The sequence below is a fragment of the Ktedonobacter sp. SOSP1-52 genome (genome assembly GCF_016587395.1).
On the sequence record NZ_BNJH01000002.1, the window covers coordinates 1295310 to 1319716 of the forward strand.

Annotated in this window: 20 protein-coding genes; 16 read left to right on the forward strand and 4 right to left on the reverse strand. The window is 52.8% G+C overall.

Features of this window, described 5'->3' with window-relative positions; genetic code table 11:
• Positions 1 to 16: 16 nt before the first annotated feature.
• The 4 genes from JMJ16_RS21130 to JMJ16_RS21145 form a co-directional block, all read right to left on the reverse strand.
• Complete coding sequence (locus JMJ16_RS21130) at positions 17 to 3457, reverse strand: HEAT repeat domain-containing protein (RefSeq protein ID WP_201384740.1); 3441 nt, start codon at positions 3455 to 3457, stop codon at positions 17 to 19.
• 280 nt (positions 3458 to 3737) lie between these two features.
• Positions 3738 to 4631: a hypothetical protein gene (locus JMJ16_RS21135; protein ID WP_201384742.1), complete on the reverse strand. Its 894-nt coding sequence runs from the start codon at positions 4629 to 4631 to the stop codon at positions 3738 to 3740.
• Positions 4625 to 5389 carry a hypothetical protein gene (locus JMJ16_RS21140; RefSeq protein WP_201384120.1) on the reverse strand — a complete coding sequence of 255 codons (765 nt, stop codon included), beginning with the start codon at positions 5387 to 5389 and terminating at the stop codon, positions 4625 to 4627. Before JMJ16_RS21140 ends, JMJ16_RS21135 begins: the two co-directional genes overlap by 7 nt.
• 242 nt (positions 5390 to 5631) lie before the next feature.
• The gene (locus JMJ16_RS21145; protein WP_201384744.1) at positions 5632 to 6174 is read right to left on the reverse strand and encodes a helix-turn-helix domain-containing protein; all 543 of its coding nucleotides are present in this window, start codon (positions 6172 to 6174) and stop codon (positions 5632 to 5634) included.
• A gap of 159 nt (positions 6175 to 6333) precedes the next feature.
• Here JMJ16_RS21145 and JMJ16_RS21150 point away from each other — a divergent pair, with 159 nt between their 5' ends.
• The 16 genes from JMJ16_RS21150 (at position 6334) to JMJ16_RS21225 (ending at position 24204) form a co-directional block, all read left to right on the forward strand.
• Entirely contained in the window at positions 6334 to 6822 is a 489-nt protein-coding gene (locus tag JMJ16_RS21150) for a hypothetical protein (RefSeq protein WP_201384746.1), read from the forward strand.
• A 45-nt stretch (positions 6823 to 6867) separates the two neighbouring features.
• Positions 6868 to 7764 carry a phospholipase D-like domain-containing protein gene (locus tag JMJ16_RS21155; RefSeq protein WP_201384749.1) on the forward strand — a complete coding sequence of 299 codons (897 nt, stop codon included), beginning with the start codon at positions 6868 to 6870 and terminating at the stop codon, positions 7762 to 7764.
• Between the two features lie 67 nt (positions 7765 to 7831).
• On the forward strand, positions 7832 to 8770 hold the full coding sequence (locus JMJ16_RS21160) for a class I SAM-dependent methyltransferase (RefSeq protein ID WP_201384751.1): 939 nt from the start codon (positions 7832 to 7834) through the stop codon (positions 8768 to 8770).
• Positions 8767 to 9963, forward strand: coding sequence for a class I SAM-dependent methyltransferase (locus JMJ16_RS21165; protein ID WP_201384753.1), 1197 nt, complete (start codon positions 8767 to 8769; stop codon positions 9961 to 9963). Before JMJ16_RS21160 ends, JMJ16_RS21165 begins: the two co-directional genes overlap by 4 nt.
• Positions 9964 to 10004: 41 nt before the next feature.
• Positions 10005 to 10586, forward strand: coding sequence for a hypothetical protein (locus JMJ16_RS21170; protein WP_201384755.1), 582 nt, complete (start codon positions 10005 to 10007; stop codon positions 10584 to 10586).
• Between the two features lie 98 nt (positions 10587 to 10684).
• Positions 10685 to 11467 carry a response regulator transcription factor gene (locus JMJ16_RS21175; protein WP_201384757.1) on the forward strand — a complete coding sequence of 261 codons (783 nt, stop codon included), beginning with the start codon at positions 10685 to 10687 and terminating at the stop codon, positions 11465 to 11467.
• Positions 11468 to 11832: 365 nt separating this feature from the next.
• Positions 11833 to 12738 (forward strand): hypothetical protein, encoded by a 906-nt coding sequence (locus JMJ16_RS21180; protein WP_201384759.1) that lies wholly within the window; start codon positions 11833 to 11835, stop codon positions 12736 to 12738.
• Between the two features lie 56 nt (positions 12739 to 12794).
• Entirely contained in the window at positions 12795 to 13418 is a 624-nt protein-coding gene (locus JMJ16_RS21185) for a hypothetical protein (RefSeq protein ID WP_201384761.1), read from the forward strand.
• Positions 13419 to 13809: 391 nt separating this feature from the next.
• Complete coding sequence (locus JMJ16_RS21190; protein WP_236601647.1) at positions 13810 to 15018, forward strand: type IV secretion system protein; 1209 nt, start codon at positions 13810 to 13812, stop codon at positions 15016 to 15018.
• A gap of 29 nt (positions 15019 to 15047) precedes the next feature.
• On the forward strand, positions 15048 to 15746 hold the full coding sequence (locus JMJ16_RS21195) for a CHAP domain-containing protein (protein ID WP_201384763.1): 699 nt from the start codon (positions 15048 to 15050) through the stop codon (positions 15744 to 15746).
• A gap of 24 nt (positions 15747 to 15770) precedes the next feature.
• Positions 15771 to 16157 (forward strand): hypothetical protein, encoded by a 387-nt coding sequence (locus tag JMJ16_RS21200; RefSeq protein ID WP_201384765.1) that lies wholly within the window; start codon positions 15771 to 15773, stop codon positions 16155 to 16157.
• A gap of 61 nt (positions 16158 to 16218) precedes the next feature.
• Complete coding sequence (locus JMJ16_RS21205; protein ID WP_201384767.1) at positions 16219 to 16671, forward strand: PrgI family protein; 453 nt, start codon at positions 16219 to 16221, stop codon at positions 16669 to 16671.
• On the forward strand, positions 16668 to 19406 hold the full coding sequence (locus JMJ16_RS21210) for a VirB4 family type IV secretion system protein (protein WP_201384769.1): 2739 nt from the start codon (positions 16668 to 16670) through the stop codon (positions 19404 to 19406). The genes JMJ16_RS21205 and JMJ16_RS21210 overlap by 4 nt, the downstream gene beginning before the upstream one ends.
• Positions 19403 to 22453 carry a type IV secretory system conjugative DNA transfer family protein gene (locus JMJ16_RS21215; protein ID WP_236601648.1) on the forward strand — a complete coding sequence of 1017 codons (3051 nt, stop codon included), beginning with the start codon at positions 19403 to 19405 and terminating at the stop codon, positions 22451 to 22453. The genes JMJ16_RS21210 and JMJ16_RS21215 overlap by 4 nt, the downstream gene beginning before the upstream one ends.
• A 15-nt stretch (positions 22454 to 22468) precedes the next feature.
• Positions 22469 to 23239: a hypothetical protein gene (locus JMJ16_RS21220; RefSeq protein ID WP_201384771.1), complete on the forward strand. Its 771-nt coding sequence runs from the start codon at positions 22469 to 22471 to the stop codon at positions 23237 to 23239.
• An 8-nt stretch (positions 23240 to 23247) separates the two neighbouring features.
• The gene (locus JMJ16_RS21225; protein WP_201384773.1) at positions 23248 to 24204 is read left to right on the forward strand and encodes a DUF3102 domain-containing protein; all 957 of its coding nucleotides are present in this window, start codon (positions 23248 to 23250) and stop codon (positions 24202 to 24204) included.
• Positions 24205 to 24407 lie beyond the last annotated feature (203 nt).

Sequence of the window (24407 nt, forward strand, 5' to 3'; positions counted from 1 at the left end):
AGGATTTATAGCAAAACTAGTGATACCTTTTCTCAACGCGTAACTGCATGTTACCAGGACCACTGGCGATAACAGTGACACCAGCACGACGACAGACAGCCCAGAGAGCTTGATGGATTGAATCAGCTATATCAGAACCAGGTAACAAGTCAACTAACCGATGCACAGTCGCTTCATCATCGGCAAGCATTCCAATAACGTCCGCAATGACAGCACGCACCTCCCGAATAATGACACGCCTATGTAGTAGTTCCAGCAAAGGCGGAATAACAGTCTTCTCATCTCTCTTCCTAAGCTGGAGCACAAGATATATCCTCCACTCTAGAGGCAATGTAGTGCCTTCAAGAAGAGGTAATAGTTCTGCTATATCACTATGGAGAGCAAGACATCGAAGAGCTAACTGCCTCTGGTGCCGTTCAGCAAATCGCTTCTGCATACAGAGCTGTAACAGTACTTGAAATGCATGATGATCTCCCAACATCGCAAGGGCTAAAACGGCTTCGTTATGCACCTCTTCTGGTTGCTTCTCTGAGGTCAATTTTTGCAGGAGAGGAAGATACGCAATATTCCCCTGTAGTCCGTATCCTCGTATAATGGCGCAGCGAATGGAAATATTTGTTGTCTCATCACGCAATAGGTGCATTAAGTCTTCTTCAAAGGTAGGACCGCCTCGGCGAACAAGCAGAGCGGCAATACGAGCGCGCAAACCAGCTCCAAGAAAGCTATCATGAAGGAGCGATACCAGATACGCGAGGACACTCTCCTCATATAACACATCAACTAAACGTGAGATTTCTATTCGAACCTCCTCAGACAGGAACGGATCTGAGAGGAGTTGAACCACATCAGCAACAATAGAGCGATCTCTTATTCGTACTAATGCTGTAATGCTTGTAGAAAGTAACGTCTTCGAAGTACGAGGATCTGCAAGAAAAGCAAGCAGAACTGGCACGACGGAAACATCCTTGAGCACCGCCAGAGACTTAATACACGCTACTTGAAGCAATTCATCCTGTTGCGTATCGCGAAGTAGACGATGTAATGTGGGCACAATACTACGATCACCTATCACCCCAAGCAGGGAAATCACATCCATACGAAACCAACTATCAGCCTGAGTATCCTCAAGAAGAGGTAACAGATGAGATGCCATGTCAGCCGTGCCATATCGGCTAAAAATATCTAGAAAAAATGGATAGGCAGTCAGTGTACGCTGTTCGAGTGAAAGATGAAGCAGGCGAGAGGCCAATTGCTCTGACCCAAAGGAGCTCAATGCCTCAAATAACACATCCAGCGGTAGAAGAGAGCCATCTTCTGAAGTTGTCTGTGCATATGACAACAATCTCCCCGCTATACCGCCATCAGGATCAGTGCGTGCGATCTCAGTCAACACTTCCGCAGCATGTTGTCGTAGAAGCGCATAAGGAGCCTCTTCAAGGAGTTGAAAAAGGCGTTGCGGAATCGTATCACGTAACGACCTGTTAGTGCTCAGGCGTGGGCGCGCAGCAAGGCAGCGTCCAGCCAGAATTAACTTCGTTGAGAATATATCTTCGGGAACTTCATCAACTCCACGATAAGTTACCAAGTGGGTAAGCAAAGCGCTGGCATCGCGTACCTGCCCGGCAAAAAGTAATACAATCTCTTCCCACCAAGGAGACCCCAAGTAAGGCAATAAAAGATTCATATCTTCATTCGCAAATACAGCAACAAAGTATTCTTGTATGGTCAGATGAAGAAAGCCATAGACCTCATCGGCCTGCTCACGTAACAGGCCTTCTTCACCCGCAATTTCTTGCAGAACAGCTTCCATTAACGTTGGGGATTTTCCCAAACTTTCCAGAAAATCCCCCACAAGGGGGCGAAGATCCCTCTTACTAAAGTAGCGCAAGCCTTGTTGATGAAAATGCCAGGCCACTTGTTGAAGCAGTTGCTTGCGATCCTCGCGGTTCAAGATATGGTGCCGAGAAATAAAGCGATCAGCGTCCCAGCGAGAAAGCAGAGTATCAACACAACGTTTGTAAAGATCTGCGCGACTCTCAGGCAATGTTGGATCATCATGCTCATAGGTAATCGCTAAAAGGGAGAGCAATAGAGGATTGGCAATCAGGGTAGCAATCCGTGGACTATTTTTGAGTGCAGCAGTCAAACGTGGACCAAGGGCTTGACGCTCTTCGCTGCCATGACTAAACCACTTGCCTATAAACTCTTCAATATCCTTAGGTAAAAAATCCAGAATCTCTAATTCAGTAAAACCTGGAAGCTGTCCACGTTGAAAGTAGCCAGCTTTACGCGCAGTTACCACAACAGGAGCACGATGAAATCGCCGTTTCATATTGAGGATCGCCTCATGAACCTGTCGGTACGACTCTTCGGCAGCCTGACTTGTCTCACCAACCACCGTCTCATCCAGCGCATCGAGCAGCAATAAAACATCGCCTGCCTCCATACGTTCCTCAAGCAGCGGTGTAACCTGTGTAGACGAAAAACCATATGCAACTAATACGTCTACAGACGCAGTGAAGAGATCAAACTGCTGCTTCCTGGCAACTTTGTGGAGCTTGATATAGATTGGCAAAACAGGCATATCTTCCAATGCCCCATCGATTACTGACAGTGCCAGGCGCTTAAGTAACGTCGTTTTTCCAGCGCCAGGATCTCCCACAATGACACAACTACGATGCCTTTTTACAGCCTCGGCAGGATCCATTGAGGAGGAGGAGCGGCGCTCAACCCATGCCTGTCTTTGCTGCAAAGCCATCAATGGATCACGCAATTGCTGCTGCTCATGATCTAGACGTGAATGGGGGCGTGGATCATCATGCAGGCGTACTCTTACATAGAGATCAGACACGGAAAGTGGTTCTCGCATCCCTAGAATTTGAAGCTTCGCGATCTCTGGGTCATCATGCAATTTTTCACGATACACAGCAAGAAAATCATCTAGTTGCAGTGGTGGCTCAGAGGCCACTGGAGTGGCAGGGGTTGTATTGTAGAACGATATTGTAACAGTATTATGTTCGCCAATTACTGTTCCTTGAGGATGATCGAGCGTAACAGGAAACGATGGATTCATCAACGGCTGATCAAAGAGGCCTGGCTGGCGTATATTTTGCTGCTTGCGTGGATGAACATTCGCCTTTTGTTCAGAAGCAATCTCTTCTGCATGAGAAAGTTGCTTCCCATGCTGTTCATCTGAAACAAACGCTGCCGTATAAATGGTCTGTGCTACCTGAGCCCACCACTCTTCGCGCCGCTGAGGGGCCGTAACCCATAACGGACGAGAACTATCATGAGCAGGATAATAACGAGCAATCTCTGGATAGAGTTCAAGTTGACAAGGACCAACAATCACAGGAAAAATACGAAGCGTCCCTTGTTCGACAGCCTTAAACAACAACGGCAGTGCTTGATCAAGGAGAAAGGAAGATGCAAAAAAATCGGCATCAAGCAATAACACAGCGGCCCTTGTCCTCTGAAGCTGTTGCTCAAAATAGGCAAGGGTATCTACCCCTACAGGTGTCATGGAGATATCCCATATCACATCTTCAGGCCTTTGTGTTCGCGCAAAAGGAGCGAGGTGTGTTCTTAGGCGTTGCACATACCCTGCATTCTTCTCATTGATAGCGTAGAGGGCAAGAATAGACTGATCTTGCCTGGATACAAAAGAAGCGTCCATGCTCCCATGTAATCCTTTCATTTTATATTACTTAGAGTTCCTTTTATAGAATAACGCCTCTTCAACGATTTTTGACCATATGGATTTTTACATAGGCTCTGTCATCATACGAACTGTTTCCGGATACCATACCCTTTGTGGAGAGGCATTTGCGAAAGAGGAGAGGATCTTCAACCAACAGTTCTTGCAATGCTTGCTCAGAAGATACCAGTGTCTCTTTCAATACTGGATATCCATCTGAAGCCAGAACGATAGTTGTAATATCTTCAGGCAAAGGAAGAACCCGGATACCCTCATCGGGGACATGAAAACCATCAAGTACGGGGAACCAGTATTGACCGGCTGAAGGATTGTTCTGGAAGATCATTTGCCGCTCCAGCAAGGGAAAAATAAATGCGCGACCCGTATCCTCCTGACGTAACTGGTCAAGAGATTTCCCCTGAGCAATCTCAGCCTCTAAAAACATCGAACGAGCCAGGGATGTAATGCGGTCCACTTCCTTTGTATTCACAATATGTTCCTGATTGAGCAAGCACTGGCAATCACCAACAAGCCATACCTCTTTCCGAAAGAAGCTTACCGCGATGAATGAAGCGACCGCACGCTGCACTGGATCAGATTGCATAATATCGACGACCTTATGCTGTTCATATAACTGCTGGAGTGCCATCGTCAATTGATCAACAGCCTGGCGTGCAGTGGCATCAGGTGGAAGCGTTCCAAATGCATCTCGTAACACCGTCGCACCAATACGGCCCCCTGTTTGACCATCCCACCTTCTTGATGTTTTCGAGGTCGCCCCATCAATCACCGCGATAAAATGAGGGCCAACATAAATGGCATCCTCACAATCCACCTCAACGCCTGTTTTTGCTGCGAGAAACTGCTCTTCCACAGTGTATTGAAACGAAGTAGCATCAGATGATGCTTGACTTAAAGCATTGTTCTCTACCATGCGTAACTTCTCTCAACTTTCATGCGAGTGGGATATCCTTCAACAACTTGCGTACTCACGAGTATCACAAAATTTTTTCGCCCATCTTTTGTGAGTTTACGCAACAGACCTTGCATATTCTCCGTAAAAAATTTTGCTGCTGCTACCGTACCATACGTATGCGAGCCTGAAAAGAGGATCGCAGTTCGTTTTCGTAAGGTAAAAGGGTTATATGCTCGTATAATGAGGCCGTAGTCATTCACAACCTGGCGCTTCATAGCACTTCCCTCATATTCAACAGCTCCTTGATCAACCCACTGCCCTCCTGCCTTATGAATACGCCAGATGATGAGGCTATCAATGACTTTGGCCGGTTGTTCATCCTCCAACAATTCCAGGAAGCGTGCCGTCACAGCGTTGGTTTTGGAGCTCCCAAGAATAAGGAGATCGTTCTCAATACGTTCTTGCAGGTGATCCGTCGAAAGCAAAATATTTCGAATGTCGAGATGCTTGTGATAGGCGTGATGGAGTGACCGAAGAGCAAGGGCCAATGCCCGCACCTGTCCAATCCCTGTTGCAGGGCGATTGTACACGCCAGTATTCGTCGTGGTGGAACTAGAGGCACAAACAACCAGATTTGCGGGATCTTTGACCTGCCAAAGTGCTCTGTGGGGAAGACGAACACTGAAGAAAAAGCCGATGTAGGCGAGAAGGGCTCCGATTGGCAACCAAACAATATTAGAAAGGACATTAATGAGGATTGAATGGATGTCTTCCATGTTTCACATTTTCCTTCATACATTCACGTGTTTTACTTCTCACGCCTATGAAGGAAATATACATGGAATTTTGGCTTTCATCTACCAAAAAGATACTTTTCCTACTCCGATGGGGATCTCAATTTTTGACGAACTCTTTATTACTATGAAGCAATTAAGCATAGAAAAGTAAGGGTTAATAAGCTCTAAAGGCTGTTCGATGTTTCATGAGAAACCATTCCCCAAGCCTTTACACACTGTCTCTAGGTATGAATTAATACAGTGCCATTAATATACTGAGCAGTATTCCAATCCAACACCTCTCCAAGTTCTACTTTAAAGCCTGCCAATTCCTGTTCTTGTATCTCTTGAGTAGGCATATCAGTCTGCTTCCATACAAATTGAATGGTTACCGATAGAGGAGAGGTTTCATCAAGACTAATGTAACGAACAACTGTACCAGGAAAGAGAAAGCGTTCATCCTGTCTAAACGTACTCAGTATTTGCTTCAATAACTCCTGCTTGTTCTCTTTTACATTAACTCGTATGTATGTAACGAGGAAAGCATTTGCATCTGGAGAGGTATGCCAAAGTGCGTTTCGCTTGCGAGGGCGACCAGTGATTGTGGGCTTAAATTGTTCAAGCGACTTTGCTTCAATCATAATATTCCTGCCAGCTTGGAAAGCAGAGAGACGCCCTGACTGAACATAGCGATAGATGCTACTTTCAGCCACGCCTAGAATACGGGCAGCTTCTTTTATATCAACATAACCAGGGAGATCAGGAAGCGGAAACACATCTTTCATGCGACCAGTGTATTTTCTTATCATGTTTATTAAAATGAAATTTTATTATCATGTTTAAAAACATGATAAAATGTGCTATACTTTACCTATCGACAAAAGCAACAGCTAATAAAGCCTCTTCGGGACTATATAGTCCACGAAAAAGTAGCAGGTAAAACAATGCATGAAAGAAAGAAAAAACCAACGTTAGAGCAAATACGAACCCTCTTCCCTTTCGACGTACCTGATCTGGCACGAACCGCAAGAGTAGAAACCAGCGCTGTCTATCAGGCGCTACTTAAGCGCCCCATTCATCGTCAGAATGCAGAAAACATCCTTCAGGCGCTCTCTACCCACACAAACCTCACCCTGACCATGGAGAACGTCGACATCATGCTCTGGGAAGAATATTTGACCCTCTGGCTCCTTCGGGTCACCTCCGCAGAGGAACAACGGGAAGAAAGAAGCTCAGACATGTACCATTTCGTCTATGCCCGTGACGAACTGGAGGCAAAGTTTCGTGCTCAAGCCTGGCTTGCCCAGCATCCCCATCTTCCCCATCACACCTTCACCCCATGCCCAAATGGCTTTCAGATTGGGCCTGTACGTGTACCAGGTATTTGCTCCGATGAACTGGTGGGCACAGAAACGCTCCCATACCCATTTTGACCAAAGTGACAACCATCGATACAGAAAGGATGATCACCTCTCACCATGAACACCATCCAACCGCCCAACATAGCGCGCCCTTTGCTACTTGACAACCAGCAAACCACGCTCAACGAGACCCTACATCACCTCCTGGCTCACCACGCTGGTCGAGCCCTTGATCTCTGTACGACACGTCTCACCCTGCAAGGGTGGGCACTTGTGCGTGACGGGCTCCAACAGCTCGGAAACCTTCGCCTCCTGCTCCCTCCCACAGCCCTCGCCACCACTGAGGATGAGCCGCTAGACGACACACACGTTACACTCACTCCCCATCCATCAGGCGCCGAGCATCCCCAAGCCTCCCAGGAGGGACCACTCGTGCAGATCGAAGCCCTGATTGCCTTCTTGCAGCAGGATCACGTGGAGGTTCGCTTTGTTGAGCACACCCCCTTTCATGCCCGCTGCTTTCTCTTCTACGCCGACCGCGATAGCGTACGCATCGCACCACAGACTGCCATCGTCGGCTCATCCGATCTGACCCGAGCAGGGCTCCTCACTAACGCCGAACTCAACATCATACATCACGCCCATCTCACCCACGAGGACATCGCACTTAAGCATCTCCGAGGGCTCTTAGAGCGAGAGGAACGTACTCTCTTGCTAGAATGCACTCAGGAACAGCGTCTGCTTGCCGCCAGGCTCCCTACTCTCTTGCTCCTGGAGCACCTCACCACCTGGTTTGCCCACCACTGGGAGCACGCCACCGACGGCAAACACCGCCTTATCACCCACCTGCAAACCCACAAAGCACACTACTATGGTGCGCCTCTCACACAGCACAGTCAGCCTAGTGGAGCACCAGAAGAAGGGCAACCACTGCACAGGAAGCATGGATCAGCGCCCCTCTCAGGCACCCACGAGGGAACGTGGGCAGAGCATGACTATACGCAGCGCCAATGAGATTGATGCAAAGAGAGAGATACGCTTGTCATTTTGTCAGGTTGAGAGTAGAAAGAAGAAGGGAAAGATGTTTCACGCCTCCCATCGTATTTATGCCGAAAGCAGCACGCATGGCTCCCTGCTGCTTGATCCACTGGCCTCCGCTGAGCAAGCACGCGTCATTGCGCAATATCACATGCTCACCTCAGTCATCAAAGAACCCTTGCCCGAACTGGAAGAGTTGACCTTCACGACGTCCACCGCACCGCACCTCATCCTGGATCTGGGGTGTGGGCCAGGAGGGACCTGGGCCTGTGATGTGGCCTTTGACGATCCCTTCTGTCTGGTCTTTGGGGTCTCGGCCCTTGCCCCCTACGTCCGGCAAGCCCAGACCTTTTGTCAGATGCAAGCCCAGACCCGTCTCCAATTTCTCCAGATGGACTTTGCCAGGGAGTTATGTTGCCCTGCCAACTTCTTCACGCTCATCAATGGTCGCTTCTTACGCACCTTTCTCACAGACGCGGGCTGGCCCCGGCTGCTCCGGGAGTGCTTTCGTGTACTACGACCTGGAGGACTGCTTCGCCTCACGGAATGTATCGCTGCCTTCTCCAATAGCCCGGCCTGTGAAACGCTGACCCACTACTATGAGCAGGCCCTTGCCGTACGGACCCAGACCCTCCTCTCTCAGCACAAAGAAAGCCAGGAGGGCTCAGGCCTTGCCAATATACTGTTGCAACACACGTCCCTCTTCGAGCTCCTGCACGACGTTGGTTACTGTGCCATGGAAGAACAACGGATCATCCTCGACTTCTCAGCGGGCACCCTCTATCAAGCCAGTATGCGCACCAATGCCGAATCCTTCTTTTACCAGCTTGCCCCGCTCTTTTATCAGACCACCGACCTCACCCCGGCGCGGTTTGAAGACCTCTTTGAACAGATGCGAGCAGAGATGAGTGCCCCCACCTTCAAGGGGTTCTGGACCCTCTCCCGTATGCATGCCTACAAACCAGCAGGAGGAGCGCAATGACAGCACCACTCTTACGTAAGCAGTCGGGACAAGTCCTACACTACCTGGACAGGAACGAGTCCCTAACTCCCTCCAAGGTATCCCGCCTCCTCGTCCCGCTGTTCCATGAGGACATGGGCTATCCATCCCCTCTGGCACCAGAGGGCACACTCTACCCCTTCTATACTCCCTCCGACCCCTTGGTGGTTGACGAAGAGGTGTTGGTATCGCCAGTGCATCCTCTTGAATGGCGGAGGCACACACAGCAGGCTCGCATGCTCTTGCAGCATTTTCACACACCACTTCCCGAACAACACGAAAGTATCCCTCTGGCGCGGGTCCTGGAACTCAGCATTGACCCTCATGGTGAGTGGCTACGACAGGTTGCGTCCTTGCAGCCACATACAGAGATCATTGGCATCACGTCACAGGAGCTCTATGCCAGGCAAGCCACTTTCTTTGCCGCCGTCCAGAGATGCCGCAACATCCATATCCAGGTGTGCCCGCTCTCCCAGCCTCTTCCCTTCCCGGCGGGGAGTCTAGATCTCATCTGTGGCACTTTCCTCCATGCGAGCCTTCCTGAGCATCTCTGGCCGCTTCTTCTTGAAGAGTGCTTTCGGCTCCTTCGACCAGGAGGGGTCCTCCACCTGCTTGAATGTGGACGAGGAGAAAGTACCAGCGCTGCCGCAGGCTCCCTATGCGCCGCCTACAGACACTCCCTGGAAATGCGACGCAACGCGTCACGTCCGTCTATCCCAGGAGCACGGACCGTACGCGCCTTTCAGCCTGAACACCTCCCTACAAGGCTTGCAAAGACAGGCTTTGTCGCTGTTGAACAGCAGGAGAGCCTGCTCGACTTTTCTGCCGGGATGCCCTTTCATGGCACCCTCCGCGACCAGGCCGATGACTTTTTTCAGCTTGTGGCGCCGATCTGCACGCACCACGATGCGCCTCTTTCTCTTGAGGACTACCAGCAAGCCTATCACGAGATGCAATTGGAACTGCTTGAGCCGACCTTTCGTGGGTATTGGCACCTCTACACTATCCAGGGCTACAAGCCATTGGGACGCGTCCTGCGACCGATCGCAAGCATGCATGCAGGACAACTATCCTCGCACACACGCTTGCAGCCATGCTCTCTTCTTGCTATGCAGGAAGAAGCCTTGCAGCGCGAACAAGAGTCAAGCGAAGAAGCCAACAACAGAGAAGACTGATCAACACAAAGAACAAGTCATATCACAAGGAGATCATATATATGCAGCACATCTATCCAACACAGACAGCACACGTCTTTCACCTGCCTCTCGTTGCCTTATATGAGCAGATGCACACAACGCAAGCAAGTCTCTCACTCTCTGCCATCGTTCCGCCTTCAGCGCCTGTTGCCAACCTTTCAGAAGGACAGAACATGGTCGCTGAGCTGTCCTTTGAACAGGGAAGGATCACACGCTGCCAGCTTTCTCTCCAGACAAGTGAGCGAGTGCTCCTGCAACAGGGTAAAGCCTGGCAGGTTCTGAACGGAGTCGGCGCTCTTCCCTGGCATATTCACGCACACCAGCACGACCATGAGGCAGAAACAGCGCCCGTCTCGGCGATCACCGCCACGAGCAGCAACACGGAAGCGCCTGTCCATGTTCCTCTTCAGGCCGTTCCTGTTGAGCAAGCGCCTCTGGCTGCGCTGCCACTGCGCGTACGCCACGTCTTTTTGCTCAGTAATGGGCAGCGTACTCCCCAGGACCTTGCGAGCGTGTTGCGGTTGCCGCTCGATGAGGTCGAGCGCTTCATCCAGATCCTCCAGAAGCGCAACCTGATGACCTGGCAGTTGAGAGCATTCTGAGCGTACCGCCCTATGGTCTTCACATCATGTATACAGACGTTTTCTCATCTCAATCCCGATAGACTGCCTCATTGAACAAAGGAGAGAAACAAGAAGCTATGAACGCAGCATACACCAGAGGGAGCGTGCCGTTGCACCCTCCTCACATCCTCCTCCTCGGGACTCGGGATGAAGCGCGCATACTTCGGGCACGACTGCGAGGAGGCCAGTTCAAGGTCACGCATCTGGTGCATCTGGGAAGTAGTGCCTCCGCCATGACGGTGCGGCTGATGCAATACGATGTCTGGCTTGCCTGCTGTACATGCTCACGTGAGGTCCAACAGATTCGTCAGATCACACCTCACACACCACTGATGATCTGTTCCGAGCAAGAGGAGGAAGCGCATATTGTCAGCATGCTTGATGCTGGCGCCGACGATTATGTCTTCTTTTCCTGTGGCAAACAGGAACTGCATGCCCGCTTACACGGGCATGCCAGGCGTTATCGAGCGTCTCTGGCATCCTCGTGTAATGTCTCAAGACAGGCTGGCTCGTGTTCTGTGCTTGAAAGTGAGGATCAGCAGATTCGCTTACTGTGCAAAGAGCGATGTGCCGTCGTACGTGGGCAGATGCTGCGTTTGACGCCTATAGAGTGTACGCTGTTGTTCACACTTATGCGCGAAGGGGGGAAGGTACTTTCTCATCAATCGTTGTTACACGCCGTCTGGGGCACAGAGTATCACGAGGAAGTCGATTATATTCGTGTCTATCTGCATACCCTGCGTCACAAACTGGAAGATGATCCGAGACATCCCACCTATCTTGAGACCATTGCAGGAGTGGGATATCGGTTCCGCCAGCCATGCTGGTCGAAAACCATTCTTGAAGAGGCATCGCCATGAGGCACGATACAACACATCCAAATCACATCGTTGTTTCACCCATATAAAGGCAGAATTTCTGCAGTATGTCCCTATTCATTCCCACACACATGCACCGCTGAAGGGCAAATAGACAGTGCATTGGGCTAGAGCCTCTTTCTATTGCTTTGTAACGGGCGTGATCTATGGCACTCCCTATAGCCTGAGTTGTAAGCTATGTGACGTATCAATGATCATTGTAAACACGACAGTATCGATGGTAAGCACTTTTACCCGATGAAAAGCAAACCAAAGGAGAGCCTACATTCCCTACTGTTTTTTGACCAGAATATGGGTCCTGCGTGAGAATGAAAGCCTAAGAAATAACGAACGAAAGGTTGCACCAAATGGGTTACCATACCGAGTTACAGGGACACTTTTCGCTTAACAGATTTTTAAGGCCTGAACACAAAGCATATCTACGACGATTTTCTGAGATCCTACATCTTGAGCTTGACGAAGAAAAACTGAAGGGTTACCCAGATCCACTTCGTGAAGCTGTAGGGTTACCCATTGGTAAGAATGGGATGTATTTCACCGGTCTCATCGATCCAGATGACATCGGAGATGATCTCTTGTTAGCTTACTCTTACCACTCCGATAGAATGAATACGCTCTCCACACTAGGGATACAAACTGAAGAAGCTTGTACCCCTTCTAACTTTTGCCAGTGGGCACCAACCCATGATGGAAGAGGAATACAAGCAGAAGGGGAGAAATTTTATTGGTATATCAAATGGCTTCATTTCCTCCAGGAGCACTTTCTGCATCCCTGGGGATATGAGCTTTCCGGCGAGGTTTCCTATGAAGGAGAACAAGGGGAGCACGGAAGAATTATTGTCGCACATGGTGAAATCACTACTGAGGTTGATGGAGATTCTTTGCTTCCCCGCTCAAAAGAAAGCTCCGAAATTGATGAGGTGAGAAAAATTCACTGGATGACCGTTGGCTCTCTTTCGGATGCTGCTCGGCAAGCGCTCCTCGATGCTGGTGGAGTCGTGATGGATGTACACAATGAACCACCGATCGTGCTGATAGGTATTTCTTACGACTGCAACTACTACAAGAGATTCAGCCATGATGATCTCGCCATTTTTCGACTGGAGGGAATAGAGCTTCATTCGAAAAATCTTCGTTTAGCATGGAGCAATAATAATTTTCCAGGGAAACGCTGGGGAGGAGTTCCAAGAAAGAGGCTTATCCTTCCTGGCGAACCATATGAACGCTTTCTTCCTGACAGAGGAGAATTCTGATTGTATTTGTTTCTCTGCTAGAAGCTCTGAAGTGAGTAATAATGAAAGAGAGAAACATGGAACCAACAAACCAGCACCACCATCAACCAGAGCGCTCCCAGAGAGAGGTCGTCAGCGGGACGACTCGCTCTCTGATCCCCACACAGAAGAGGATCATCGTCGTGACTGGCATCCAAGCTGCCGGAAAATCGACTGTCTCAAACTTACTTGCCCAGCGCTTTGTACGAGGCGTGCATGTCGAAGCCGATATTTTGCAGCACATGATTGTCTCAGGAAGCCAGGGAGCACAAGAACCAGGCCCGCTCACGGGAGAAGAAGCGCGACAGTATCGGCTGCGCCTCAAACACATGTGTCTCCTTGGAAAATCGTTCTTGGAGGCAGGCTTCACCGTGGTGCTCGATGATATTATCACCGGTGAAGATTGGCCTGAGGTGCAGACGCATTTACAAGGAACCACTTACTCCTTGATTGTCCTGGCTCCGCGCGTCGAGGTGGTTGCGCAGATTCGCGACAAGAGCCGTGCCAAGCGTCCCCTTGGCGAAGCGTGGGCTCTCTATCTCGATCAGGTTCTCAGGACGACGATGGAGGGCGTCGGTCACTGGATTGATACATCCGAGCAAACACCTGATGAAACAGTTGATCAGATTCTCCGTCAAATCTGGCTAGAACAGGAAATCTAACCAAACCTCTTAAGCACTAAAGGCATGCCTCAACTCATTATGGATGAGCACATTGAGAGCAGGCACAGAAAGCTCATCGATCAACAGCATCATATACATTTCTCTTGGAGAGGGGCATATGGCTTGTCATACCTCTCTCCAAGGTCAGTTTTTATCGCAAAGGATACTTACAATATATATCAATCCTCATGCAAGCCAGTATCCCCGATCATCTCTCTTGAGTTTGCACTAACGGGAAAAATAGAGCGAACACCCTGATATATCCGACTTCGCCCAAAACTGGGAATGACTTCGCCCACTATTGGGTGGTTTTCCTCTTCCCATTCACCACCCTCTTTGAGTACACTTACCCCTGACACAGATAGATCAACAACGAAGAAGGAGCCACTCGATGTCTCACCTGTTTACTCACACATTGCTTTCACTCATGACAAGAAGACCGTACGTCATGCTCACACGCTGGGGAGGTATTGTTCTACTCGTGATGGTAGGGATGCTGCTCACTACACATCCACCTGCTCCCTATGGCGCATCTCCCGCCGTTCAGGGGATCTCGCTTTCTGCTCCTCCCGTCACCCAGGCAGGTGGAAGCGAATACGCACGCATGCCTTTCAGCCCTTCCTCTCAGCAACAAACCTTTGCCTGTGGCATTGGAGATGTTACCTGCTACAGCAATGAGTTTCTGGCCAACCTGACCGAGCAAATCTGGAATGTCGTGCGCCCCATCATCGAGCTCTTTCTGCAGAACCCCTTCAATTTTCTGTCCCAGACTCCGGCGCTCGCCACCTATGACAACAGTCAAATTCAGCAGATGGTGAGCTGGGAGCTGGGCTTTCTGGATACCGCTGTGGTGGTCCTGATTGGTTTTCTGGCCTATAACGTGCTCATTGGAAGAAGTATCGGCGTGCCCATGCCCTCCTTGCACGAAGCCCTCCCACGGCTCTGCGTGGCCTTTCTTGCTGCCCACATCAGCCTGTACATCTGTCGACTCATCATCGATTTCAACAATGCCCTTTGCCTGGGTGTCGACGAGTTATTTCTGCACTCTTTTCTCAAAGACACCCTCTCCCTGATGATCAACTTTGTGGGGCAAACACCCGACCAGGTCGCGCTTGGCTTCCTCTTGCGCGTCTGGTTTGTGGTCTTTCTCTTCTGGCACATGCTCTGGCTCGCCTGGCAGATGCTGGTCCGTCTTGCCGTGGTCGCCCTGCTCACTGCCCTCTCCCCACTGGGTCTGCTCTGCCTGGCCCTCCCACAAACGCAGCGCTGGGGCCAGATCTGGCTCTCCGCCTTTGTCTCCACCGTCATGATCCAGTTCATTCAGGTCACCGCGCTGAGCATGGGAGGGCTCCTGGTGAGTTATAGCACCAGCATCCAGATCAGCACAGGCCCCGTCGCGGGGCTCGACACCATCATCCAGCAGATGGTGGCGCTTCTTCTGAGTGGGGCCATGTTCTACCTGGTCCCACGCCTGCCCTCCATGATCCAGAACTATGCCCTGCGCCCGATCTTGCAGGCGCAACAGCAAGCCGACTCCGCCCAATCGCAAGTCACGACCCAGGTCGAGTCGATGGCCATTCGAGCCATCGCAGCCCTCTAAGCGCAGGGAAGAAAGGTAGGTGAGAAAGGATGCTCAAGTTCCTTCTTCTTGGTGGCATGATCCTTATCGTGCTTGGGATGTTTGGCACAAGCATGACCGTGGCGATGGATGCACAGGCCCAGGGAGTACCTCAGTCAGCGTATTCCGGGCTTCAGACCATCAATACCTCGGGCTCGGGCAAACGTGGCGAAGTAGTGCAGTGGGCACTCAAGATGGCAGCCCACCTCCATTGCACGCCTGCTCGCCTTGCCACCGATTGCCAGGGCAGTGGCGCTGATCACTACTATGACGCGGGCTTCCCGCCTGAGATCATCGCGTGGGCGAACACTCACTGCCCTGGATGTGCTTCCTGGCAACCAGATACCTTTCAGTGCGTGGTGTTCGTCATCGCCGCCTATGCCTATGTCCAGCCACTTCCCGTCCAGGGCCAGAATGCCAACCAGTATTGGGACCACTTCGCCAGTGAGCCTGGCTGGCAACGTCTGCCTGTCCAAGGGAATACGCCCCAACCCGGCGATATCATGGCCTGGAATGGAGGAGCCTACGGGCATGTGAGTATTGTCCTTGGTATTGACCCTCACCACCGCGCCATTACCTTTGCCCAGGCCAATGGCGAGTTCCCGATTCAAACCCTTCCTCTCAATTCTGATGGATCCGTCAATACCCACAACGGGTACTGGAATGCCTTTGAGGTGGTGGGCTATCTCCATCCCCTCACCCTTTCCTAACAAAGAACGAAAAGGAGAATGACGATGATACCCATGATTTACTGGCACCCAATACTGGCTGCCGCCGTGCTGCGGGTCCTAAGAGGACTGCCCGCGCTTCACCTTGTGGGCTGGCTGGCAGACGCTCCCATTCCCAATCCGCTTTTTCCACTCGCAATCGTAGTCGCCGGGGGAGGTGGAGATGCCACCACCATCACCCAGTTTTTCAAAAATCTCTATGACAACGGCATCAAACCCGTGGCCTATGCGGTTGCCCTCTTCTTCTTTGCGTGGGGTGCGATCGGCCTCATGTTTCCTCATGAGCGATCTCAGGATCACGCGAAGGCCGCGCTCTACCGCGCCCTGGGAGGGCTGGCCCTCGTGTTGCTCGCAACGGCCATCTCGTCCATTATCAATAACGCCGCCCCCTGATGGAATGCGTGAGAGACGTCCAGCCACATCCATCTTCCAGCAACGAAAGGAATGTTTTGCTATGACCCACCCGACAGATACATCCACAAGACGGCAGACCTATACCGTGCCCACGCATATCAATGAGCCTGATAAGCTGCTCTTTGGGCTGACAGCTCGTCAGCTCCTGGTTCTGATCACCGGTGCAAGTGTGACCTATGCTTTCTTTCTCCAGGTCCTGACCTGGACTATGGCCTGGGGAGGAGGGCTCCTCTGGAGTCGAGGCCTCGCCTTGCTGGTCGTGCTTCCACTCATTCTGGTGACGCTCGCCTTCACCTTTCTCCAGATTGCAGATCGCTCGCTTGAACTCTGGGTCGTAGTTTGGATACGTGCACGTCTGGCCCCGGTGACCTACGTGTGGCGGAGCGCCAAATGGGACGCAGCTGAGCAACGTCGCCTTCACATACGAAAAAGAGCCCACTCACGACAGGAGGAACACAGCCAGAGTGAGCATGAACAGGAGGGGTGGTCATGACCGTGAAGGATGAGCAGATTGCCAACGAACCAGCGCTCCTCACAGTGCGACAGGAGCGTTCGCAAGTGGAAAAGATTCGTTCAGAGCGTGCACGCCCACGGCGTCCATCTCGTGCTCATCGCAAGCATCGACGGAGCCGAAAACATGGGAGCGTACAGCGCCAGTTTGTCTTTCTCGATCACATTGTCCAGGATGTGCTGGTCAATCGTGCGCCTCTGACAGAGGGACCGCAAGAACGTGACTATCTGGCAGTTCTTGAAATTCGGGCGACCAACTACACGCTCAAATCTCAAGAGGAGCGCTCGACGATGATGCTGGCCTTTCGCGCCCTGCTGCGTTCGCTGCGTTTTCCCATCCAGATGCTCATTCGTTCGAAGCGTATGGATCTCTCCTCTTATGTGGAACAACTCCATACTCACGAGGCCCTCTGGCAAGGAAAAGCCTTCGATATTGCCACCTCGCATGAACGCGCCATACGTCTCCTTGGAGCCCAGCGCACGCTCATCGATCGTCGCTTTTACCTTCTGCTCACCGCTGATCAAGAAAACACACAGAGCACCTGGAACAGCTCCCTCAGGCGCCTGTTCAGTCGTCGAGCCAGAACGCGTGCGCGAGAGAAGCGCCTGGACGAGGCCCAACAGATCCTTGCTACCCGCGTTCAGGCCATACAACATCAACTGGCCGCGATGGGGCTCCTGGGCCACCGCCTGGCAGGCAAAGAACTGGCCGATCTGACGCATGGTGCACTCCAGGGAGAGCAAGCTCTGCGCTTTCCCCTGCCTGAGAGCATCTTCGCGCTCTCGGATAAACCATTCGCGCGTCCAGCCCTTGATGTGCTTTCTCCCTCGTCCCAGGAGGAAGAGACCTCGTTCGACCCGTACAGTGTGCAGATAGAGGAGGCCCTGCTCTTACCCTCGGCCCGCGACCGTTTGCTGGCCCCTGCTGACCTGATGGCCCTCAAAGACCTGCTGGCCCCGGAAAGCATTCACGTCACTCCACGCTACGTACAGGTTGGTGAGGAATACGTACGTGGACTCGCCGTCGTTGGGTTTCCACGCGAGATTGTGGAGGGGTGTCTCTCGCCGCTGCTTGCCTGTGATGAGATCTTTGACCTGTGTTTTCATTTCTCGCCGCAAAGCAGTGCTGAGTTCGTCAAACGGCTGCTCTTCCGCAAAGAGCAGTACGCCTCCACCCAGCGGATGAACCTGCATCGAGGCCGACAGCAGGACCCGACGCTCCAGGTCGCTGAAGCCGATGTGACGGCACTCATTGGGCCACTGGCTGCTGGGGAAGAGAGCATGCTGGAGATGGGCTTCTACCTCCTGGTTCGCGCGCCCGACCTCACCATCCTCAACGAGCGCACTGACCGCCTGCGCCAGATCCTGCACCAGCATCTCTTTGTGGCCCATCCAACCACCCTGGAACATGCCGAGGCCTTCCGCGCCTGCCAACCCCTCTGTACGGATACGCTGGGGCGTACCTTCACCACAACCAGTACGGTCGCCGCCTGCACCTTCCCTTTCATGAGTGAGTCCTTCGCCATGCAGGACGGCACCTTTGTGGGCGTGACCACCAGTGGTGAACCTGTCCTGCTCAATCCCTGGGCGCTGGAAAGTCCGCATGAGTTCTGGGGAGGAGTCACCGGAAGTGGAAAATCCTATGCCGTCAAGCTGTGGCTGCTACATCAACGCTTCCGCCACCCCGATACCCAGGTGCTCATTCTTGACCCATCACGCGAATACGAGCGCCTGGTCGACGTGTTTGGGGGAACGGTCCTTCGCCTCTCACCAGGCTCAGAGCACGCCATCAATCCCTTTGATGTGCTCCCCCGGGGCGTGGACATGGACTGGTATGTCACCACGCAACGGCGAGGGGACCGCCTCGCGGAAAAGATGACGCAGTTGCACGCTTTCCTGGACCTACTGCTTGCTGAGTACATTCCCTATCCCACCACGCTCTCTGCGCGGGAGAAGGCCTTCCTGGATCGGGCCTTCTACGAGTGCTACCGGCGGGTTGGCATCACGACCGACCCACGCACCCATGACCGACAGGCGCCCTTCTTGCGCGACCTCTACGATGTGCTCAAAAGTGGGGTCGTCGGTCAGGATGACTATGGCCTCGCTGATCGACTGGAGCGCTACGTCCATGGCAGCCTCTCTGGCCTCTTTAACCGCCAGACCAGTGTCACCCTTGAGACCTCGCTCATCAGCTTCGATGTGAGCGAGTTACGTGGCAGTCGAGAACTGCGTCCCATAGGCATGTTTTTGATCGCGGAACTGATCTGGTCGCAGGCCCTCTTTCATCCACGTCCCAGACGTTGCTACATTGATGAGGCCTGGTCGCTCATCGCCCATGAGGAAGGCGGGCGCTTTCTGGAACGATTAGCACGTGAGGCACGCAAGCACTACCTGAGTCTGGTCACCATCACCCAGAACCCGGAACAATTCATTCTCAACCCCTACGGCAACATCATCGCGCAAAACGCACTCATCAAAGTCTTAAAACGGCTGGATAGTGTTGGCGCTCAGGCCGCGCGTGAGGCCTTTGGCTTGACACAGGAAGAAGAGCAGTTGCTGCTCTCCATACAGCAAAACCGGGCCTTGCTCTCCGTTGGCTCCAAACGCATGCTGGTTGAAATGAATGCCTCACCTGAAGAACATGCTCTGATCACCACTGACCCGCAAGAACTGGCAGTTCAACGCCAGCAGACCCATGAGAAAGGAGGCAAAAAATGATATCCATCTGGCCGTTTTCACAAGCAACAAACACACCCTCTCTCGCACGCATCGTCCCTGCTCGTGGGATGACGCCTATTGAACGCAATGCGCTGGAGGGCACCATGCAGTCACTGGTGCTGCAAGGGAGCGCACTCGCTCTGGAAATCGCAAGCACGTCAACAGATATGCACCAGACACGAAGTGTGCAGTTTTTCCTGCGTGCCCCATCTGAAGACGCTTTACGTGCCGCCACGCGGCAGATCCAGGTACGCTATCCCCAGGCCATCGTGCACCATGTTCCCCCTGAAGAAGACCCATTACACGTACAAGAACATGAACTGGTAAGTGCGATGGAGCTACAAGCCGGAGGCAAAGCGTACGAGACACTGCGATCCTGGTCCTCAGGATCGCCCCATGAACAAGGGATCGATCCGTTACTCGGGGTGCTCACCACGCTTGAGCATCTTCCCGCCGGGATACGCGCAGTCACCCAACTGGCACTCGCTCCGCTGCCGCCGACCTGGGCGCGCAAGTATCAACGCCTTTCCGTCGAGCACCCACTTGAAGAAGAGCGAGAGCAACGTCGAGAGGCACAATCACGCCTGCGCCGGGGCGCACCAGGCTGGGAACAACTCGTGCTCCTGGGCAGCGTGGTAGGACTCCTGATGCTTTGGAATTATGGTCAGGCGCATCATCTCGTCCCCTCGTGGTTTCAAGAGGATGTGCGCAGTCTCTTGCATGGCTCCCTCCCGCATCTCTCCTCTTCTCAGCAAGCCATCCTTGGGGTAGGGCTGGTGGTGGCAGTCACACTCATCGCAGGAACCATCAGAGGGATACGTTGGCTGGGAGAGCATGTGTTTGGGGGGACGCGCTACTACGACATGAAACGGGTGGCCGAGAAGATTGGCAAGAGTGCCTACCGGGCGCGTCTGCGTGTCTACCTCATCGAAGAGACGGACCAGATGCAACCGCTCGTACAGACAAAACAGGCGCACCTCACCATCAGAGCACGGCTCGCGTCCATCTGGCAAGCGTTGCAGCGCAAGCGAACACAGCAACGACGCCACCAACAGATGCATGCCACCCTCTTTGCCGCCTACAAGCACTGCCACACCTCAACGGCCTACTTTACCTCCCACAGGCTCTCCACACATTATGCGCAGCGCCTGACCCAGGAAAGCACCTGGTGGCGGGGTCTCACACAGGGTTCGCTCTTTCTCACCGGGGAAGAAGTGGCAACCCTCTGGCATCTACCACCTGGAGACCACTTGAGTGAAGGGACGAATGTGGAACAACGGCAAGAACGCTCGCTCCTCGCTCCCCATGTGCTCACGACCGGGAACGGGTGGCAGCTTGGCACCTCTACCCATGCTGGGCGAAGGGTGCCGGTGCGCTTTCCTCCCTCGGAACTCCTCAAGCATAAATTCGTGATTGGGCGTACCGGAAAAGGCAAGAGCACCCTCTTTCATCACCTGGCGCTGGCACATCTCTCTACCTGCCTCCAGCCACACCCTGGCCTCTGCGTGATCGAGCCGCACGGTGATTTAATTGGGGATCTTCTCGGGTTGCTGCCACCAGAACGAGAAGAGGAAGTCATCCTTCTTGATCTGCATCAGCAGGGATTACCTCCCGGGATTAACCCCCTTGATGCCACACAGGTCGCGTCCCTGGAAGAGGCAGACCTCATTGTCAGTCATCTTTTGACGACCTTCAAAGGCATCTGGAGCACGGCCTGGGGACCGCGCGTGGAAAATGTCATGCGCTTTTCGTTGAAGACGCTCTTAGAGGCCAACCGGACACTCGTACATACGGACCCCCACCAGGGTCCGGAGCAACAATACACCCTGCTTGATCTCACCGTCTTACTCAACAAACAGAGTTTCCGGGCGCGAGTGCTCGACCTGGTGGAAGATATGCATGTGCTTGACTGGTGGCACCAGTACTACGAACGCCTTGATGCCAGAATGCAGGATGAGATCACCACGCCCGTGCTCACCAAAATCTCGGCCTATGCCAGTGCGCCGATCTCACGGCGCCTGCTTGGGCAACCCACGTCCACCATTGATTTTCGTCGCGTTGTGGAGCAGAGCCAGATTCTCCTCGTCAATACGGCAAGTGGACATGTCGGCCAGGATGTCTCTTCCCTCATCGGCGCATCCATCCTGGGGCTCTTTTCCGCAGCGCTCTCCCGGCAACTCTCTCTGCCACCGTCAGAGCGCAACGTCTTTTTACTCCTGGTCGACGAGTTCAAGAACTACCCGGTCAATTACGGCTCCATCCTGAGTGAACTGCGCAAAGCGGGCACCTTCCTGGTCCTGGCCACCCAATCCCTGGCCCAACTCGATGTGGTGGACCGGGCCTTGCGGCCAACGGTGTTTGCTAATGCAGACCATCTCTTTGTCTTTACGCTCGCCGGAGAAGATGCCTACTTGCTCCGGCATGAACTGGGGCATCTCCTGAGTCCCGAAGATGTGACCAACCTCCCCGACTACACCTGCTACGCGCGCTGGTCGCTCAACGGGCAACGACTTCCGTTCTTTTCCCTCATGCTTGATCTGCCGCCATCTGGAAATATGCAGGTGGCAGAGCACCTGCGCGAGCAATGCACGTTGCGATACGGTCGCCCAGTCGATGAGGTCGATGCCCTGCTTGATGTGCTCAATGCGCGCCATGGAACGCGTCCACGCAAGAAAGAGAGTGTCCATGAACCGACAGCTTTTCTATTCCCACACCTGGAGTCTGTCTCCCCTGTTCAAGAAGCAGACAACCAACGTATGGCATTCTCCTCCTCACCTGCCACCACCTCCCTCTCCACGCTCTCCCGGCTGGAGGCAAAAGAGGACCCCCCAAAAACACAAGAGGCACAAACGCTCATTGTTCAAGACGAACAAGCACAGCCATCGAGCGAGAAACGGGTCCGTATTCGCCGCCCCAAGGCATCGGTAACACAGGCCTCAACAGAGCGTGATGAAGGCCCTCCCCAGGAAGCGTCCGTTACGCTACCCGAACACCAGGCCATCTCTCAGCCTGTTCCATCCCAGGCAATCCCAGAGAAACAAGAGTAGAAAGGAAAGACATCTATGCATCTGTTTCATGCCCCCCATACACCTCACACACCTCTCGATCAGGAACATGCAGAAGCACTACTTCTTGAACAACATGCCGAACGCCAGGCGCTCTCGGCAGTACGCGGTGCCAACTTTACGCAGTGCTTGAACCTGCATCACCTCGCGGCGGACCTGGAACTGGTCGATCCACGAGGAAGACCGCATCTCATGCACGGCAAAGATCTCTTTGATGAGCGCACCTGGAACAAGTTTCTGGCCTCCCTTCAACACGCAATCAACATCCTCTCGCTAACGCAGAGCGCCGAACCGCTGGTCAAGCTCTATCGCACCTGGCTGCTTACCAAATATACGCAACGATACCGTTGGCTCAGCACGCCCGCGCAGATTCAGTGGTTTGAGCAGGTAACAGCCCTGGTGATCCTCCGCAAAGTGATGGAGGCCAAACATCATGCCTGGACCTATCAGCAAGACGAGCATGCCTTTGCGGATAGCTGGTGCGCGATGGAGATGAGGAACCTCATGACACTCAACAGTATGACGACAGAAATTGCCAAAGCCATTCATCACATCGTCAGACAACCTGAGCAGGCAAAAGAGATGATTGAACACCTTTTTGAGATCCAGGCAACACGCCTGTTGGATCGCCTGGTCCCTATTCGCCACCCACTGCCCTCACTCCCTCCATTGCCTGAGGGAGTCGCCTTACCGCAGGCCATTCTGCCTCCCATTGCGCCCCCTACAGGCCAGGCAGAGGTAGCATCCCAGAATACCACAAAGGAGTAACGACGAGTATGCAGACACCCCAGCACACTTCACAGCAACCTTCTCAGCATCTCGGGTTCGACTATACCGTTCTCGATGAAGAGACCCGTCACTTCGTCTACCAGAAAACGGTTGAAACACAAGGCTATCTCAAACGTACTGCCGAAGATGTGATCCAGATTGGACGCAATCTGCATGCCGTGAAAGAGCGCCTGCCTTACGGGCAATTTATGGCCTGGGTCAAAGGGGAACTGGGACTGACGCGACAAAGTTGTCAGAATTTCATGCGGGTGGCAGAGCGCTTTGGAGAGAACGTGCATCTGTTTGGTGCCATCCCCATCTCGGTCCTCTACGAACTGCTCAACGCACCCGAGGACGTGCTCAAGCAGATCGAAGAGCAGGAGATTGCGCCCACGCTCCCTGCGGTGCGTGCGGCCAAAGAGCAAGCGCGTCAGGAAACCATCACAGAGGGACACGTCATGATGGCTTCAACACCCGAACAAGCACCAGATCATGACGAATTGCTCCAGCTTCGTCGACAGATCGAAACGTTGGAACAAGAACGCTTCCAACTCCGTCAGGACATTGCCTCTCACCAACAAAAGGAACAGGAGGCGCCTTTTCTTCCGGCACACGTCCAACAACATATACAGACGCTGGAGCAGCACGTCAAAGAGTTGAGCACTCAGCGCGACATGCTTTCACGCCATCTTGCCAGCGTGAGCGAGCAAGCACGAGAGAGCGTGCTGGAACGCAATGCCTTGAGTCACGAGCAGCAGACGCGTCTGCGTTGGCGAGAAATCGCCACGGAATTTCTCCGTAGTGGAGGAATGTTGCTCTCAAGCATGCCTTCTCCCATGATGCTAGACACCTTCGAGGCGGAAGATTGGACCAGACTGGAACAGATCGAGCAGGTCCTGACGCCGTTACTCCAGGCAGTCAACCAGATCCACTCTCATTCTTCCTCTACTATTGAGGCTGGGTGAGAAGCGCTCGTGTCTTCCTACACACGCTGACGTATCGAGAGGCTCCGCTTGCCTCAATACACTGTCCCACACACAAACACGAGTTGACCAACAAAGTATATTGGTCAACTCGTGTTTTCTTTCCTGTTCATGTTTTCCACATCAAAAAAGAGCAAATGTGGAAAACATGTGGAAAACATGAACAGCAGAGAGACGCACAAACG